Below are 14,476 nucleotides of genomic sequence, written 5' to 3'. Positions count from 1 at the left end.
GTCGATCTCCATTACGGTGTTGCCCGTGCATCATGCCCGCCTGGCCTGGAGCCCGGAGCTCCTGCGCTACGACTTCGGACCCGGCCATCCGATGGCTCCCGTCCGGCTCGACCTGACCATGCGGCTCATCCGGGCGTTCGGCCTCCCGGACCTGCCGGGGCTCGACGTCGTCGGCGCCGAGGAGGCCTCCGGCGCGATGCTGCGCACGGTGCACGACGCCGCGTACATCGAGGCGGTCCGGCGCGCCTCCACCGCCCTGGAACCCGATCCGGCGCGCGGCCTGGGCACCGACGACGACCCGATCTTCCCGGGCATGCACGATGCCGCCGCCCGCCAGGTGGGCGGCTCGGTGGCGCTCGCCGAGGCGATCTGGCGGGGCGAGGTCGCCCACGGCGTGAACGTCGCGGGCGGCATGCACCACGCGCAGCGCGGGGCGGCGTCGGGATTCTGCGTCTACAACGACGCCGCGATCGCGATCCAGCGCTTCCTGGACCTGGGCGCGGAACGCGTCGCGTACGTCGACCTGGACGCCCACCACGGCGACGGCGTCGAGGCGATCTTCTGGGACGACCCGCGGGTGCTGACCGTCTCGGTGCACCAGGACGGGCGCACCCTGTTCCCCGGGACGGGCTTCCCGGGCGACGTGGGCGGGCCGGGGGCCGCCGAGGGGACGGCGGTGAACGTGCCCCTGCCGCCCGGGACGGACGGCCCGAGGTGGCTGCGGGCGGTCGACGCGGTGGTCCCCGCCGTCGTGCGCGAGCACCGGCCGGACGTGATCGTCTCGCAGCACGGCTGCGACGCGCACGGCAACGACCCGCTGTCGCACCTGAACGTGGACGTCGACGCCCAGCGGACCGCGCAGCAGTGGGTGCACGCCCTGGCGCACGAGCTGAGCCAGGGCCGCTGGCTGGCGCTCGGGGGCGGCGGGTACGCGGTGGTCGACGTCGTCCCGCTGGCCTGGGCCTCCCTGACGGCCGAGGCCGCGCACGCGCCGCTGGCCGGCGGGATGCCGCTGCCCGCGGACTGGCGGGCGATCGCGCTGGAGATCTCGGAGATCGAGCCCGCGCAGACACTGGGTTCGGCGGTGCCGGTGGCGTGGCGGCCGTGGGCGGACGGGTGGGACCCGGAGGATCCGGTGGACCGTGCGGTGCAGGCCACGCGGCGCGCGGTGTTCCCGTTCCTGGGGCTGGACCCGTCCTACTGACCCTGGCGCCGACCCCCGGCCGCCGATCTCACACCGGTGCCGGACGGTCTCGATTACGGATGTGGCGGGATCTGCCGTTACCCTGGTGGGCAGACTCTTTCTCGTGTTGGTCGGCGCATGTCCGCGGAACCAACCGTGGATCATGTCAGCCGCGGTCCGTCGTCGGGCCGCCCGACCATCACAGACAAGCGAGGACCACATGGGCTCCGTGATCAAGAAGCGCCGCAAGCGCATGGCGAAGAAGAAGCACCGGAAGCTGCTTCGCAAGACGCGTCACCAGCGCCGCAACAAGAAGTGACTCGCGGGGCCCGGCCGGATCGGCCGGGCCCTCGTCGTTTCCCCGCACGGGGTCGTTTCCGCGCACGCGGTCGTCTCCGCGCACGCGGTCGTCTCCGCGCACGGCGTCGCGGGCGTCCGGCGTCGTCGTCCGCAGGCGGTACGACGCCGCCGTCGGGCCGTCCGACGCCGTCAGGCCGTCCGGCGACGCAGCGTCAGCACCCCCAGCACGACCGCGCCCACGATGAACAGGGCGATCACGCCCACCGAACCGCGCACGCCCGCCCACCCCTCGCCGGCGGCGAGATCCTGCATCGCCTCGACGGCGTAGGTCAGCGGCAGCACGTCCGAGATCCACTCCAGGACCTCCGGCATCTGGTCCCGCGGCATGAGCAGCCCGCACGTGATGAGCTGCGGCAGGATGATCGCGGGCATCATCTGCACGGCCTGGAACTCGGTCCGCGCGAGCGCCGACGCCGCGAGCCCCAGCGTGCACCCGAGGATCGCCACCAGCAGCGCGACGAGGAACACCAGCCACAGCGGGCCCTCGACGTCCATCCCGAGCCACAACGCCCAGCTGACGACGACGAGCGCCTGCAGCAGCGCCAGCACCGCGAACGCGAGCGCGTAGCCGGCCACGAGGTCGCCCTTGCGGATGGGCGTGGTCATCAGCCGTTCCAGCGTCCCGGACTGCCGCTCCCGCAGCGTCGCGACGCTGGTCACCAGGAACATCACGATCAGCGGGAAGATCCCCACGAGCACGGGCCCGAACGAGTCGAGCACGCCCGGGACGTCGTCGAACATCCACGCGATCAGCCCGATGAGCAGGCACGGCAGCACCACGATCAGCGCGATGGTCCGCTTGTCGGCGCGCAGCTGCGCGAGCACGCGCCCGGCGGTGGCGAAGGTCAGGTTCATCGCGGGCCCTCCTCCTCGGGGACGACGGCGGCCGGGGCGGGATCGGTCCGGGGCGCGGCGCCGGTGCTCGCCGGGGCGGCCGGGTCCGCGCCGCCGGCCCGGGCATCCGAACGCGCCTGCTCGATCAGGGCGAGGAACGCGCGCTCGGCGTCGGGCGCCCCGGTGGTCTCCAGCAGTTCGGCGGGCGTCGTGTCCGCCACGAGCCCGCCCTCGCGCATCAGGAGGAGCCGGTCGCACTGCGTCGCCTCGTCCATCACGTGCGACGACACGAGCAGCGACTTCCCCGACGCCGCGAGCTGCCGGAACGTCGCCCACAGGTCGCGCCGGAGCACGGGGTCCAGCCCGACGGTCGGCTCGTCGAGCACGAGCAGCTCCGGATCGCCGACGAGCGCCGCGGCCAGCGAGACCCGGGACCGCTCGCCGCCGGACAAGGTCCGTACCCGCTGTTTCTCGTGCCCGCCGAGATCGACGGTCGACACGGCCCCGGCGACAGCTTCCCTGCGCCGTCGCGGCGAGATCCCGGCAAGCGTGGCGAAGTAATCGAGGTTCTGCGCGACGGTGAGATCCGCGTACACACTCGCATCCTGGGTGACGTACCCGACCCGCCGCCGCAGCGGAGCGGACCCGGCGGGCTCACCGAGCACCTCGACGGTCCCGGACACCTTGTCCTGCACCCCGACGATGGCCCGCATCAGCGTCGTCTTGCCCGACCCGGACGGCCCGAGCAACCCGACGACGGACCCCGCGGGCACGTCGACATCGAACCCGGAGATGATCGCGCGGCCCCCGCGCACGACCCGCAACCCCGCAACCCTGACGGCCGCGGTCCCCGCCTCGGAGTTTTTCCCCATGCGATGAATTATGCGCCCAGCACGTCGGCACCACAAGCACCACCTGGGATACTTGCGCCGGTCGTCAAGATCCATCTAAGAGCATTTATTATTGCGTATGCGCACAGAAGATGCGATCTAGCTAGATTGCTATGAAAATCGTCTGGTGACGGCAACGGCAACAGACCTCCACGCTGCAGGCTCGCACCTCGAACAAGGCAACCAACCGCGGCAGCCAGGTGACAAGGGCTATCGCTCTCCCCGGCAACTTGCCGCGCTCGCCACTCTCGGCGATCCACCGGTCGACCCGCACAGGGCCCGAGCGCTCAAGAAGAGCGACAATCCAGCCCTTCACGCAGAGGCCGACGCCTACTGGCAGAGTCGGCGGAGGCTCCTTGGCGTCGAGTTCGTCGACGCGCTATGCCGACGAGCTGAACCGGAACGCCTCACACCACATGAGATCACGTTTCTGGAGCGCTTCCTTGACCTCGGCCACCGCGTGCGGTGGATCGTTCGCGACTCAGCATCTCTTCGCTCGACCAACGACTTCTTCTGGGGAGAAGAGGAACCCATCGCCTGCGAGCTGAAGACCACAGGCACAAAGCTCTCCACGATCACAGACCGGATCGTCGACGCTGTCAGCAAGGCAAGGGGCCACAACGTCACCAAAGAAAATTTCCTCATCGACCTCGGAGATCGGGACTTGACGCCAAGCGTCGCCGAGCGACTTACAAACTTCAATCGGAAGCGACTCGAGTTGTTCGAAAACGCGACCCATGATGAGCGCGCTCGCTACGTCGGCAGTGCGCCGTATGCAATCGCGCGCCTCTGGATCATGTCCCGAGGAATGCTGCGAGAGATCGACCTCGCGTGAGAATTGACGTAGGGCGCGATCCTCCGCGTTCAGTCGGCCTATTATTTCAAGGCTGGCGAGAGGTGCGCCCTACGAGTCCCACGGTAGCACCACCCGATGTCGTCGGCCACCGCGATAACGACTGCAGGGGTGCATGCCTCAGCGTTCAGTCGGCCTCTTTCTACAGCTTGCCGGTGAGGTATCGCTGCAGGTTGGGAGCCACTGCAGCGACGACGCCGTCCGCCGGTAGCGACGCGATCGGTTCCAGGCCGACGACGTAACGAGCCATGGCGAGGCCGATCATCTGGCTTCCCAGGAGGCTCGTGCGGAGCGCCGCATCTTCGGATGGCAGGTTGCGCGCAATCGGGCCGAGGACCTCGGCGAGCAAGAACTGCGGCATGAGCGATCGCAGCTCGGGACTGCCGAGCACTGCGGGTAGGGCGACGCGCATGAGGTCAGGTCCGGCGTCATCCCATACCTTCAGCGCCACGCGGACCAGCCGCTCCCCCAGGCGGTCGAGCGGACCGTCGACGACCTGCTTCACGATCTCGTGCGGCGAGACCTCGGCGAGACCGAGCGCAGCGGGCAGCAACGCGGACTTCTCGGGAAACCAGTGCCGCACCGTCCCGGGATCGACGCCGGCCCGCCGGGCGACGGATCTCATGGAGGCGCCGTCGTAACCCTGCTCCGCGAACTCCATGCGTGCAGCCTCGAGAATCGCGCCCCGCGCGTCCTGCCCGGCAGGCCGCCTCCCTCGTCGCGCCACGCGCTCCGCTCCTCCACCTGGACCCACAGAAGGCTCGACCATCCCCCCATTCTCGCGAGGCCCTACCGCAAAGCGCGAAAGCCCGATCTCGCGCTCCTGGGTTCTACCGCAGACGCGAGGGGACTACCTCGGGTACACGGAACTTATAACGAACTTGTTCTCGCGCACCTCAGCGCAGAAGAAGTTCGTCAAAACCCAGCAGGATTCTCGCAGCCAGCCCGATGACGCGAGCAAAGAACGGCGGCTGACACTGCGAGACGTCGATGACATCTTCGCAGGTCAGCCGCCGTTCCCAGAGCGTCAGCCGGCGCGGGCGCCGCTGCGCTTCTTGTTCCAGATGTCGTAGCCGACCGCCAGGAGCAGGACCAGGCCCTTGACGATCTGCTGGGTCGACTGGTCGATGCCCAGGATCGACATGCCGTTCGACATGACGGCCATGATCAGGCCGCCGATCATCGCGCCCGGGATCGTGCCGATACCGCCGGTCACCGCCGCGCCGCCGATGAAGCAGGCCGCGATGGCGTCCAGCTCGAACATGTTGCCGGCCGCGGGTTGCGCCGTGTTGGAGCGCGAGGAGAACACGATGCCCGCGATCGAGGCGAGGAAGCCCATGTTCAGGAACATCAGGAAGTTGACCCGCTTCACGCGGACACCCGAGAGCTGGGCCGCCGCGAGGTTGCCGCCGATCGCGTAGACGTGCCGCCCGAAGATGCTGTGCTTGGTGATCATCGTGTAGGCGATGATGAGCGCCGCCAGGACGATCAGCACGATCGGCAGGCCACGGCTGGTGGCGAGCTGCCAGGCGAACCACATCACGACGGCGCCGATCAGGACGATCTTCAGGAAGAACACCGGGACGGACTCGACGGCCTGGTTGTACTCGATCTTCGCCGCGCGGGTCCGCCAGCCGGCCCACGCGTAGCCGACGACGGCGATGCCGAAGACCAGCAGCGTGAACGTGTCGTACCCGTACCCGCCCAGCAGGCCGTTCAGGAAGCCGCGGCCGACCTGGCCGTACTCCATCGGGAACGGCGACAGCGAGCGGCTGTCGAGCACCAGCAGCGTCAGGCCGCGGAACAGGAGCATGCCCGCCAGCGTCACGATGAAGGCCGGGATGCCGACGTACGCCACCCAGAAGCCCTGCCACGCGCCGATCGCCAGGCCGGTCGCGATCGCGGCGAGGATGCCGACCCACCAGGGCGCGCCCATCTTGACGGTCGTGATCGCCGCGATCGCGCCGGTCAGGGCGACGACCGAGCCCACGGACAGGTCGATGTGCCCGCCCACGATGATGATCAGCATGCCGATCGCGAGGATCAGGATGTAGGCGTACTGCAGCACCAGGTTGGTGAGGTTGGTCGGGCTGAGCAGCATCCCGTCCGTGAGGATCGCGAACAGCGCCACGATCAGGACGAACGCGAACGCGATGCCGCCCGTCCGCAGGTTGCGGGAGATCGCACCCTGAATGTTTGCCAGTGCGGTGCTCATGCGTCGGCCTCCTGTGTCATGAGAGACATCAGTCCTTCCTGGGTGGCCGACGCGACGTCGACCTCGCCGGTGATGCGTCCGGCGGCGAGGGTGTAGATGCGGTCGCAGATCCCCAGGAGCTCGGGGAGCTCCGAGGAGATCACCAGGACGGCCTTGCCGTCGGCGACCATCTTGTTGATCAGGGTGTAGATCTCGTACTTCGCGCCGACGTCGATACCGCGCGTCGGCTCGTCGAGGATGAGGACCTCGGGGTCCGTGTAGATCCACTTGGAGAGGGCGACCTTCTGCTGGTTGCCCCCGGACAGGGTGCCCACCGGGACCAGGACGCTCGGCGTCCGCGTGCCCATGGACTGGCGGTACTGCTCGGCGACCCGGAGCTCCTCGTTCTCGTTCACCCAGCCCGCGCGGGACAGCTTCGGCAGACCGGCCGCCGAGGTGTTGCGCCGGATGTCCTCGATGAGGTTGAGCCCGAGCTGCTTGCGGTCCTCCGACACGTAGGCCAGCCCGGCGTCGATGGCGCCGGGCACGTCCTTCACCGAGACCTCGCGGCCGTGGATGAGAACGCGGCCGGAGATCCCGCGGCCGTACGAGTGCCCGAACACCGACATGGCGAGCTCGGTGCGCCCGGCTCCCATGAGCCCGGCGATGCCGACCACTTCTCCCGCGCGCACGTTGAGGTTCGCGGAGTCGACCATCACGCGGCCCGGCTGCGTCGGGTGGTGCACGGTCCAGTTCTCGACGCGCAGCACCTCCTCGCCGATGACCGGGTTCCGGTCCGGGAAGCGGTTGTCGAGCGAGCGGCCGACCATGCCGCGGATGATCCGCTCCTGGGTGCTGTCCGGCTCGGACATGACGAGCGTCTCGACGGACTGGCCGTCGCGGATGATCGTCGTCCGGTCCGCGATGTCGGCGATCTCACCGAGCTTGTGGGAGATGATGATGCAGGTCACGCCCTCCTCGCGGAGGCGGCGCAGGATGCCGAGCAGGTGCTCGGAGTCCTGGTCGTTGAGGGCCGCCGTCGGCTCGTCGAGGATGAGCAGGCGCACCTCCTTGGACAGCGCCTTGGCGATCTCGACCAGCTGCTGCTTGCCGACGCCGAGCGTCGAGACGGGCTGCGTCGGGGACTCGTCGAGCCCCACCCGGGTGAGCAGCTCGGCCGCGGCCGTGTTGGTGCGGTTCCAGTCGATGAACTCGCCGGCCCGCCGCTGCTCGTTGCCGAGGAAGATGTTCTCGGCGATCGACAGGTGGGGAACGAGGGCGAGCTCCTGGTGGATGATGACGACGCCACGCGCCTCGGAGTCGTTGATCGTCCGGAACGCGGCGGGTTCGCCGTCGAGCACGATCTCGCCGTCGTACGTGCCGTACGGGTAGACCCCTGACAGCACCTTCATGAGGGTGGACTTGCCGGCGCCGTTCTCGCCGCAGATCGCGTGGATCTCGCCGCGGGCTACCGACAGGTTGACGTTCGACAGGGCCTTGACGCCCGGGAACGTCTTGGTGATGTCCCGCATCTCGAGGATGGGGCCGTCACCCTGGGCAGGTGACGTGAGAGATTCAGACATGCGCTGACCTAGTTTCTGTCCTGGACACGGCCGCCGAGCCGGCGCCCTGGAACCTCCAGGACGCCGGCCCGGCAGATGGAGTGACGGGTCACTCCTCCTCGGCGACGCCCGACTCGACCTCTTCCGCGGTCCAGTACTCGGTCTCGACGAGCTCGGACTCGATGTTGTCCTCGTAGATCGTCACCACCGGGAGCAGGTACGCCGGCACGACCTTCACGCCGTTGTCGTAGTCCTCGGTGTTGTTCGCCTCGGGCTCCTCGCCGGCCAGCAGGGCCTCGGCGGCGACGACAGCCTGCTCGGCGAGCAGACGCGTGTCCTTGAAGATCGTCGAGTGCTGCACGCCGTCGGCGATCAGCTTGACCGACGCGATCTCGGCGTCCTGGCCGGTGATGACGGGCATCTCGTCATCCTTGTAGCCGGCGGAACGGAGCGCCTCGATGATGCCGCGCGACAGGCCGTCGTACGGGGCGAGCACGCCGTCGACCTTCTCGCCGCCACCGTAGTTGGCGGTCAGGAGGTCCTCCATGCGGCTCTGCGCCTTCTCCTGGAGCCAGCGCTGGGTCGCGGTCTGCTCGATGTCCGTCTGCTCGGACGGGACCACGAGCGTGCCGTCCTCGATGTACGGCTCGAGGATCGACATCGCGCCGTCCCAGAAGAAGTGCGCGTTGTTGTCGTCCAGCGAGCCGGCGAACAGCTCGACGTTGAACGGGCCCTTGGGCGCGTCCTCGACGGGCTCGCCCTCCTCGTCGACCAGGCCGAGGCCGACCAGCAGCGCGTTCGCCTGGGCGACGCCCACCTGGAAGTTGTCGAAGGAGACGTAGAAGTCGACGTTCTCCGAGTCGCGGATCAGGCGGTCGTAGGAGATCACCGGGATCTCGGCGGCAGCGGCGGCCTCGAGCTGCGGGGCCAGCGCGGTGCCGTCGATCGCGGCGATGACGAGCGCCTCGGCGCCCGCGTTGATCATCGCGTCGATCTGCTGCTGCTGGGTGGGGATGTCGTCGCCCGCGAACTGCAGGTCGACCTCGTAACCGGCCTCCTCGAGGCCCGACTGCACGGCGTCGCCGTCGGCGATCCACCGCTCGGAGGTCTCGGTCGGCATCGCGACGCCGACCAGGCCGCCCTCGGCGTCGTCCTCAGCGCCGCCGCCGGCACCGGCGCCACCGCCGGCACCTTCGCCACCGCAGGCGGCAAGTGTGAATGCCAGGGCACCGGCCGCCACCGCGGCGGTCGCCCGGCTGAACCAGAGCTTGTTTGCCATGAGAAGTGCTCCTCTTCGAGAGGCACCGGATCCATGCGCCCGGCACCACTCGGAGATGTTAACGCTCACAACAACCCACTCCAAAGCGAGTCAGTCACGATCCCATCACAACCCACCGGCGTCAAAGTATCAACCGGCTCAGGCCCGGGCAAGCGGGGCGCCAACCCGCACATCGGCGCCCCATCGTACGTTCAGGATTCACCCAAGCGGACGCTCGGCCACCCCTCCTCGTCCCACTCGATCTCCCGGACCGCCAACGTGGGCGAACCGGCGTTGTCGCCGTCGTAGAAGTGAAAGGCGAGGTAGTACGAGGAATCGGCCGATCCCCGCTCCCCCACCACCGAGACGGTCTGCCCGCCGGGCCCGATCATCCGCCCCTGCGTCCCGGCCACCGGCGTCCCGCCGCCGAGAAGCATGTCCTTCCCGTCCGCGTCGAGGTACGGCCCGGTCACCTCCCGGGACCGCCCCACCACGATCCGATACGTGGAATCCACACCGCTGCAGCACTTGTCCCACGAGACGAACAGGTAGTACCACCCGTCCCGCTCCACCACGAACGGCGCCTCGATCATGTTCTCGGCCAGGCCCGCCCGCGACGCGATCCGCACGGGCTCGGCGCCGCCGGGCACCTTGCCCGACGGCCACTCGAGCGGCACCACCTGGATCCCGCCCCAGAACGACCCGAAGAACAGCCACGGCCGCCCGTCCCGGTCCTCGACGACGCCCGGGTCGATCGCGTTCCAGTTCGTCTCGCCCGGCACGGACCGCACGACGACCCCCTGGTCCGCCCACCCGTAGGCGGGATCCGCGGGATCCAGCGTCTTGCCGGTCGCCAGCCCGATCGCCGAGTCGTTCGACCCGAACGTCGAGGCCGAGTAGTACAGGTACCAGGTGTCCCCGTGCCGGTACGCCTCGGGCGCCCAGTAGTTCTCGACCCCGGGCACGCCGCTCCCCGGATCCCGCACCCACTCCGGATCCCCGGCCTGGTCCCACGCCGTCCCGGCATCGGCCCAGGTCACACCGCCGTCGTCGGACCGCAGCACCTGCGGTGCCCCGAACCCCTTGCGGACGTCCCCGGTCCCGTAGACGAACCACGGCTCGCCGTCGCCCCCGGCGACGAGCGCGGGGTCGTGGATGCCCAGCTCGCCGGCCGTCGCGAGGCTCGTGCCCGACGACGGCAGCCCGCCGCGCGCGATCACGAGCGCACCCCCGCCCAGGCCCGCGGCGAGAACGATCCCCGCGAGACCCGCGATGACGGCTCCACGCCTCACGCCCGCACGAGACGGATCATCGACCACGACACGGGCGGCAGCTCCGCGCGCGCCCGGTCGTCGGCCACCTTGGCCGACGCGTTCGGCCGCGGCGCCACGGAGGTGGAGTCCTCGGCGCTCGCCTGCCACGTGTGGTCCGGGTTCGCGAGCGTGACCGCCTCCGCCACGCGCAGGCCCGGGAAGCCGCGCAGGTCGACGTCGAGGCCGATCGCCTCGGTCACGGACCGGTTCACGGCAAAGATCACCACCTCGCCGGTCTCGGCGTCGTGCGTGGCGACGGTGTCGAGCACGGGCACCTCGCCGAACTTCCTCGTCTCCTCGACCGGCGAGTCCACGGCGAGCCGCAGCACCTCGCCCGCGGCGTTCGCCGACGTGAGCGCGAACGGGTGGAACGTCGTCTGCCTCCAGGCCGGGCCCTCGGGCTCGGTCATGATCGGCGCGATGACGTTGACGAGCTGCGCGAGGGAGGCCGCGTGCACGCGGTCCGTGTTGCGCAGCAGGGAGATGAGCAGCGAGCCGACGACGACGGCGTCGGCCACGTTGTACCTGTCCTCCAGCAGCACGGGGGCCACGGGCCAGTCGTCGCCGGCGGGCGGCCTCGACTCCGCGCGGTGCTGGTACCAGACGTTCCACTCGTCGAACGAGACGTGGATCTTCTTGTCCAGCTTGCGGGCGGCCCGCACCTGGTCGGCGGTGGCGGCCACGGCCGCGACGAAGTGGTCCATGTCCACGCTGCTGGCGAGGAAGGAGGCGAGGTCGCCGTCCTCCTCCCAGTAGTAGGCGTGCGCGGACACGTAGTCGACGTGCTCGTACGTCTCGGTCAGGACGGTGCGCTCCCACTCGCCGAACGTCGGCATCTGCGAGCCGGAGGAACCGCAGACCACGAGCTCCAGGTCCGGGTCCATCATCCGCATGGCGCGCGCGGTCTCCGCGGCGACGCGGGCGTACTCCGCGGCCGTCTTGTGGCCGATCTGCCACGGGCCGTCCATCTCGTTGCCCAGGCACCACATCTTGATGCGGTACGGCTCCTCGACGCCGTTCTCGCGGCGCTTGTCCGCCCAGAACGCGCCGCCCGGCACGTTGCAGTACTCCAGCAGGTCCAAGGCCTCCTGGATGCCGCGCGTGCCAAGGTTGACGGCCATCATCGGCTCGACGCCGGAGGCCTGGGCCCACCGCATGAACTCGTCGACGCCGAACGTGTTGGGCTCGGCCGAGTGCCACGCCAGGTCGAGGCGGCGGGGGCGCCGGTCGACCGGCCCCACGCCGTCCTCCCAGCGGTAACCGGACACGAAGTTGCCGCCCGGGTAGCGCACGGTGGAGACCCCGAGCTCACGGGTCAGCTCCAGGACGTCACCGCGGAAGCCGTCGGCGTCGGCGGTCTCGTGCCCCGGCTCGAAGATGCCGGTGTACACGCACCGGCCGAGGTGCTCGACGAACGTGCCGAAGGTGCGGCGGCGTACGGGGCCGACGACGAAGGCCGGGTCGACGGTGACGGAGGCGGCGTGCATGGAGGGTCCTTCCGGAGCAGGTCACGGGCTGCGGCACATCCCGCGGCAACTTGTACATCGTTGTAGACACGGAAATGGTGCACACCCGATCGCCCATCGGTCAAGCCCGTTTCCATCGTTGCACTCCCGTGACCCCCGCCACTTGACCAACCCGCTGGGTTCATGCCACCGTTTCCCGGTCGATGGTTCTCCATCGATGTAAAGCGCGGCGGGACGGTCCCGGGGAGAGAATCTCCCGGGCGGGCATCCCCGGCCGGCGCATCAGGCAGACCCGAGAGGAACCCGTGATGAGGAAGTCACGACTGGCCACCGGCATCGTTGCCGTGGCGGTCCTGGCCGGAACGGCTGCGTGCAGCGCCGGCTCGAGCACCGACGACGACGGCAAGCTCACCTTCATGTTCCGCGGCGGCGAGGACGAGAAGGCCGCCTACCAGGAGGCCATCGACCGGTTCAGCGAGGAGACCGGCGTCGAGGTCGAGGTCATCGTGACCGACGCCGACCAGTACGCCACCAAGCTCCAGGCCGCGATCTCGGGCAACAACGTCCCCGACGTCTTCTACATCGAGCAGGCCAGCCTGCAGTCGTACGTGACGTCCGGGGTGCTGCTCGACATCACGACGTACGTCGAGGACTCCGGCGTCGACCTGGACAACATCTGGGAGTACGGCGTCGACTCCTACCGCTTCGACGGCAAGCTGCAGGGCACGCCCGACGGCGCCCTGTACGGCCTGCCGAAGGACGTCGGCCCGTTCGCGATGGGCTACAACAAGACCATGCTCGAGCAGGAGGGCATCGAGCTCCCCGACGAGGACGAGCCCCTGACGTGGGACGAGTGGCTGGACATCCTCAAGGACGTCACCAAGGACACCGACGGCGACGGCGAGCTGGACCAGTGGGGCACCGGCCTCAACGTGCAGTGGAACATGCAGGGTTTCGCGTGGTCCAACGGCGCCGACTGGACCAACGAGGACAAGACCCAGGTCACGGTCGACACCCCCGAGATGGCCGAGGCGATGCAGTTCGTCGCGGACCTGACCACGAAGCACGAGGTCTCGCCGTCGGCCGAGCAGGCCGCCACGCTCGACACCTACCAGCGCTGGATGGAGGGCGAGCTCGCCTTCTTCCCCGTGGGCCCGTGGGACGTGCCCGTCTACAACGAGCTCGACTTCGAGTACGACCTCATGCCCTTCCCGGCCGGATCCACGGGCGAGCCCGCCACGTGGATCGGCTCGCTCGGGATCGGTGTCTCGGGGACGACGGCGATGCCCGAGGAGGCCGCCAAGCTCGTCACCTACCTGTCCGCCGACGAGACCGCCCAGCAGACGCTGGTCGACGCCGGCATCCAGGTGCCGAACCTGAAGGACGTGGCCACCGAGTGGGCCGCCGAGGAGGACGCCGAGCCGGCGAACCGCCAGGAGTTCCTGGAGATCATCGAGGAGTACGGCCGCCCGATGCCGGCCGCGACCACCTACGGCGCCGCGTGGTACGACGAGATGTGGACCAACATCCAGCCGGTCATCGACGGCAAGCAGACAGCGGCGGAGTACCTCGAGGAGGTCCAGCCGCGCATGCAGCAGCTGCTCGACGAGGCCAACACCCAGGCGGAGCAGGCGGCAGCGGCGAACGCGGGCGCGGAGGGCTGATGGCTCAGGCCTCGCGGCTGCACAGGGCCGAGCACCGGTGGGCGCTGGCGTTCGTCGCCGCGCCGGTGCTCGGCTTCCTGTTCTTCACCGCCTACCCCGTCGGCTTCGCGCTCTACACCTCCCTGACCCGCTGGAACGGCCTGGGCAGGATGCAGTTCGTGGGCCTGGACAACTACGTCCGCCTGTTCGGCGACCAGTACTTCTGGCAGACGCTGGGCAACACCGTCTTCTACATGATCGGCATCCCGGTCGGCCTGGCGCTGTCGCTGCTGCTGGCCATCGGCATGAACCGCGCCATCCCGCTGCGGTCGGTGCTGCGGACCGTCTACTACATCCCCGTGATCTCGTCGCTCGCCGCGATCGCGATCCTGTGGCAGTGGGCGTACAACGGTGACTTCGGCCTCGTGAACCAGGCCCTGTCCCTGGTCGGGATCGAGGGCCCGAACTGGCTCGCGGACACCACCTGGGCCAAGCCCGCGATCGTCGTCATGATGATCTGGAAGGGCCTGGGGTACTCGATGATCCTGTACCTGGCCGCCATCCAGTCGGTGCCGCGCTCGCTCTACGAGGCGGCCGAGCTCGACGGCGCGGGCGCCTGGCAGAAGTTCTGGACCATCACGTTCCCGATGGTGCGGCCCGTGACGTTCTTCCTGGTGGTCACGAACATCATCGGCGGATCCCAGATCTTCACGGAGATCAACATCATGACGCCGACCGGCGGGCCGGAGTACGCGACGGCGTCGTCCGTGTTCCAGATCTGGCGGCAGGCGTTCAAGTACCAGGACATGGGCTACGGCACCGCCATGGCGATCATGCTGGGCGTCCTGATCCTGGTCATCACGCTCGTCCAGTTCCAGCTGAACCGGCGCAACAGCTTCGTGATCGACTGAGGGACCCGG

The 14,476-nt window shown here is 69.2% G+C and carries 12 protein-coding genes and 1 pseudogene; 5 read left to right on the top strand and 8 right to left on the bottom strand.

Annotated features, from left to right (window positions below):
• Nucleotides 1–25: 25 nt before the first annotated feature.
• Nucleotides 26–1,204: an acetoin utilization protein AcuC gene (locus tag ABD208_RS01090; RefSeq protein ID WP_344098818.1), complete on the top strand. Its 1,179-nt coding sequence runs from the start codon at nucleotides 26–28 to the stop codon at nucleotides 1,202–1,204.
• A gap of 199 nt (nucleotides 1,205–1,403) precedes the next feature.
• Nucleotides 1,404–1,502 carry a 30S ribosomal protein bS22 gene (locus ABD208_RS01085; protein WP_003792170.1) on the top strand — a complete coding sequence of 33 codons (99 nt, stop codon included), beginning with the start codon at nucleotides 1,404–1,406 and terminating at the stop codon, nucleotides 1,500–1,502.
• A 170-nt stretch (nucleotides 1,503–1,672) separates the two neighbouring features.
• Here ABD208_RS01085 and ABD208_RS01080 read toward each other — a convergent pair whose 3' ends face one another.
• Nucleotides 1,673–2,398, bottom strand: a complete 726-nt coding sequence (locus ABD208_RS01080; RefSeq protein ID WP_344098817.1) for an ABC transporter permease — start codon at nucleotides 2,396–2,398, stop codon at nucleotides 1,673–1,675.
• Between the two features lie 335 nt (nucleotides 2,399–2,733).
• Nucleotides 2,734–3,249, bottom strand: a pseudogene (locus ABD208_RS20435) (ABC transporter ATP-binding protein); the annotation flags it as partial.
• A gap of 145 nt (nucleotides 3,250–3,394) precedes the next feature.
• Here ABD208_RS20435 and ABD208_RS01070 point away from each other — a divergent pair.
• Nucleotides 3,395–4,102 carry a hypothetical protein gene (locus ABD208_RS01070; RefSeq protein ID WP_344098815.1) on the top strand — a complete coding sequence of 236 codons (708 nt, stop codon included), beginning with the start codon at nucleotides 3,395–3,397 and terminating at the stop codon, nucleotides 4,100–4,102.
• A 160-nt stretch (nucleotides 4,103–4,262) separates the two neighbouring features.
• Here ABD208_RS01070 and ABD208_RS01065 read toward each other — a convergent pair whose 3' ends face one another.
• The 6 genes from ABD208_RS01065 to arfA all read right to left on the bottom strand — a co-directional run bounded on the left by ABD208_RS01065 (nucleotide 4,263) and on the right by arfA (nucleotide 11,934).
• The gene (locus ABD208_RS01065) at nucleotides 4,263–4,889 is read right to left on the bottom strand and encodes a TetR/AcrR family transcriptional regulator (RefSeq protein WP_344098814.1); all 627 of its coding nucleotides are present in this window, start codon (nucleotides 4,887–4,889) and stop codon (nucleotides 4,263–4,265) included.
• A gap of 258 nt (nucleotides 4,890–5,147) precedes the next feature.
• Nucleotides 5,148–6,335 carry a multiple monosaccharide ABC transporter permease gene (gene mmsB / locus ABD208_RS01060; protein ID WP_344098813.1) on the bottom strand — a complete coding sequence of 396 codons (1,188 nt, stop codon included), beginning with the start codon at nucleotides 6,333–6,335 and terminating at the stop codon, nucleotides 5,148–5,150.
• Nucleotides 6,332–7,897 carry a multiple monosaccharide ABC transporter ATP-binding protein gene (gene mmsA / locus ABD208_RS01055; RefSeq protein ID WP_344098812.1) on the bottom strand — a complete coding sequence of 522 codons (1,566 nt, stop codon included), beginning with the start codon at nucleotides 7,895–7,897 and terminating at the stop codon, nucleotides 6,332–6,334. The genes mmsB and mmsA overlap by 4 nt, the downstream gene beginning before the upstream one ends.
• A gap of 88 nt (nucleotides 7,898–7,985) precedes the next feature.
• Nucleotides 7,986–9,155, bottom strand: coding sequence for a multiple monosaccharide ABC transporter substrate-binding protein (gene chvE / locus ABD208_RS01050; protein ID WP_344098811.1), 1,170 nt, complete (start codon nucleotides 9,153–9,155; stop codon nucleotides 7,986–7,988).
• A 191-nt stretch (nucleotides 9,156–9,346) separates the two neighbouring features.
• Complete coding sequence (locus ABD208_RS01045) at nucleotides 9,347–10,426, bottom strand: arabinan endo-1,5-alpha-L-arabinosidase (protein ID WP_344098810.1); 1,080 nt, start codon at nucleotides 10,424–10,426, stop codon at nucleotides 9,347–9,349.
• On the bottom strand, nucleotides 10,423–11,934 hold the full coding sequence (gene arfA / locus ABD208_RS01040; protein WP_344098809.1) for an arabinosylfuranosidase ArfA: 1,512 nt from the start codon (nucleotides 11,932–11,934) through the stop codon (nucleotides 10,423–10,425). The genes ABD208_RS01045 and arfA overlap by 4 nt, the downstream gene beginning before the upstream one ends.
• Before the next feature lie 287 nt (nucleotides 11,935–12,221).
• Here arfA and ABD208_RS01035 point away from each other — a divergent pair, with 287 nt between their 5' ends.
• The gene (locus tag ABD208_RS01035; protein WP_344098808.1) at nucleotides 12,222–13,577 is read left to right on the top strand and encodes an ABC transporter substrate-binding protein; all 1,356 of its coding nucleotides are present in this window, start codon (nucleotides 12,222–12,224) and stop codon (nucleotides 13,575–13,577) included.
• Nucleotides 13,577–14,467, top strand: a complete 891-nt coding sequence (locus tag ABD208_RS01030; RefSeq protein WP_344098807.1) for a carbohydrate ABC transporter permease — start codon at nucleotides 13,577–13,579, stop codon at nucleotides 14,465–14,467. Before ABD208_RS01035 ends, ABD208_RS01030 begins: the two co-directional genes overlap by 1 nt.
• Nucleotides 14,468–14,476 lie beyond the last annotated feature (9 nt).

Origin of the sequence: Myceligenerans crystallogenes, from assembly GCF_039529775.1 — a bacterium.
GTDB lineage: Bacteria > Actinomycetota > Actinomycetes > Actinomycetales > Cellulomonadaceae > Myceligenerans > Myceligenerans crystallogenes.
This window is presented reverse-complemented; position numbering and strand designations above follow the sequence as displayed.

Excerpts from the sequence above, each read along its gene's own strand:
- ABD208_RS01085 (WP_003792170.1), top strand. The coding sequence starts at position 1,404 with ATGGGCTCCGTGATCAAGAAGCGCCGCAAGCGCATGGCGAAGAAGAAG.
- ABD208_RS01080 (WP_344098817.1), bottom strand. The coding sequence starts at position 2,398 with ATGAACCTGACCTTCGCCACCGCCGGGCGCGTGCTCGCGCAGCTGCGC.
- ABD208_RS01065 (WP_344098814.1), bottom strand. The coding sequence starts at position 4,889 with ATGGTCGAGCCTTCTGTGGGTCCAGGTGGAGGAGCGGAGCGCGTGGCG.
- mmsB (WP_344098813.1), bottom strand. The coding sequence starts at position 6,335 with ATGAGCACCGCACTGGCAAACATTCAGGGTGCGATCTCCCGCAACCTG.
- mmsA (WP_344098812.1), bottom strand. The coding sequence starts at position 7,897 with ATGTCTGAATCTCTCACGTCACCTGCCCAGGGTGACGGCCCCATCCTC.
- chvE (WP_344098811.1), bottom strand. The coding sequence starts at position 9,155 with ATGGCAAACAAGCTCTGGTTCAGCCGGGCGACCGCCGCGGTGGCGGCC.
- arfA (WP_344098809.1), bottom strand. The coding sequence starts at position 11,934 with ATGCACGCCGCCTCCGTCACCGTCGACCCGGCCTTCGTCGTCGGCCCC.
- ABD208_RS01035 (WP_344098808.1), top strand. The coding sequence starts at position 12,222 with ATGAGGAAGTCACGACTGGCCACCGGCATCGTTGCCGTGGCGGTCCTG.
- ABD208_RS01030 (WP_344098807.1), top strand. The coding sequence starts at position 13,577 with ATGGCTCAGGCCTCGCGGCTGCACAGGGCCGAGCACCGGTGGGCGCTG.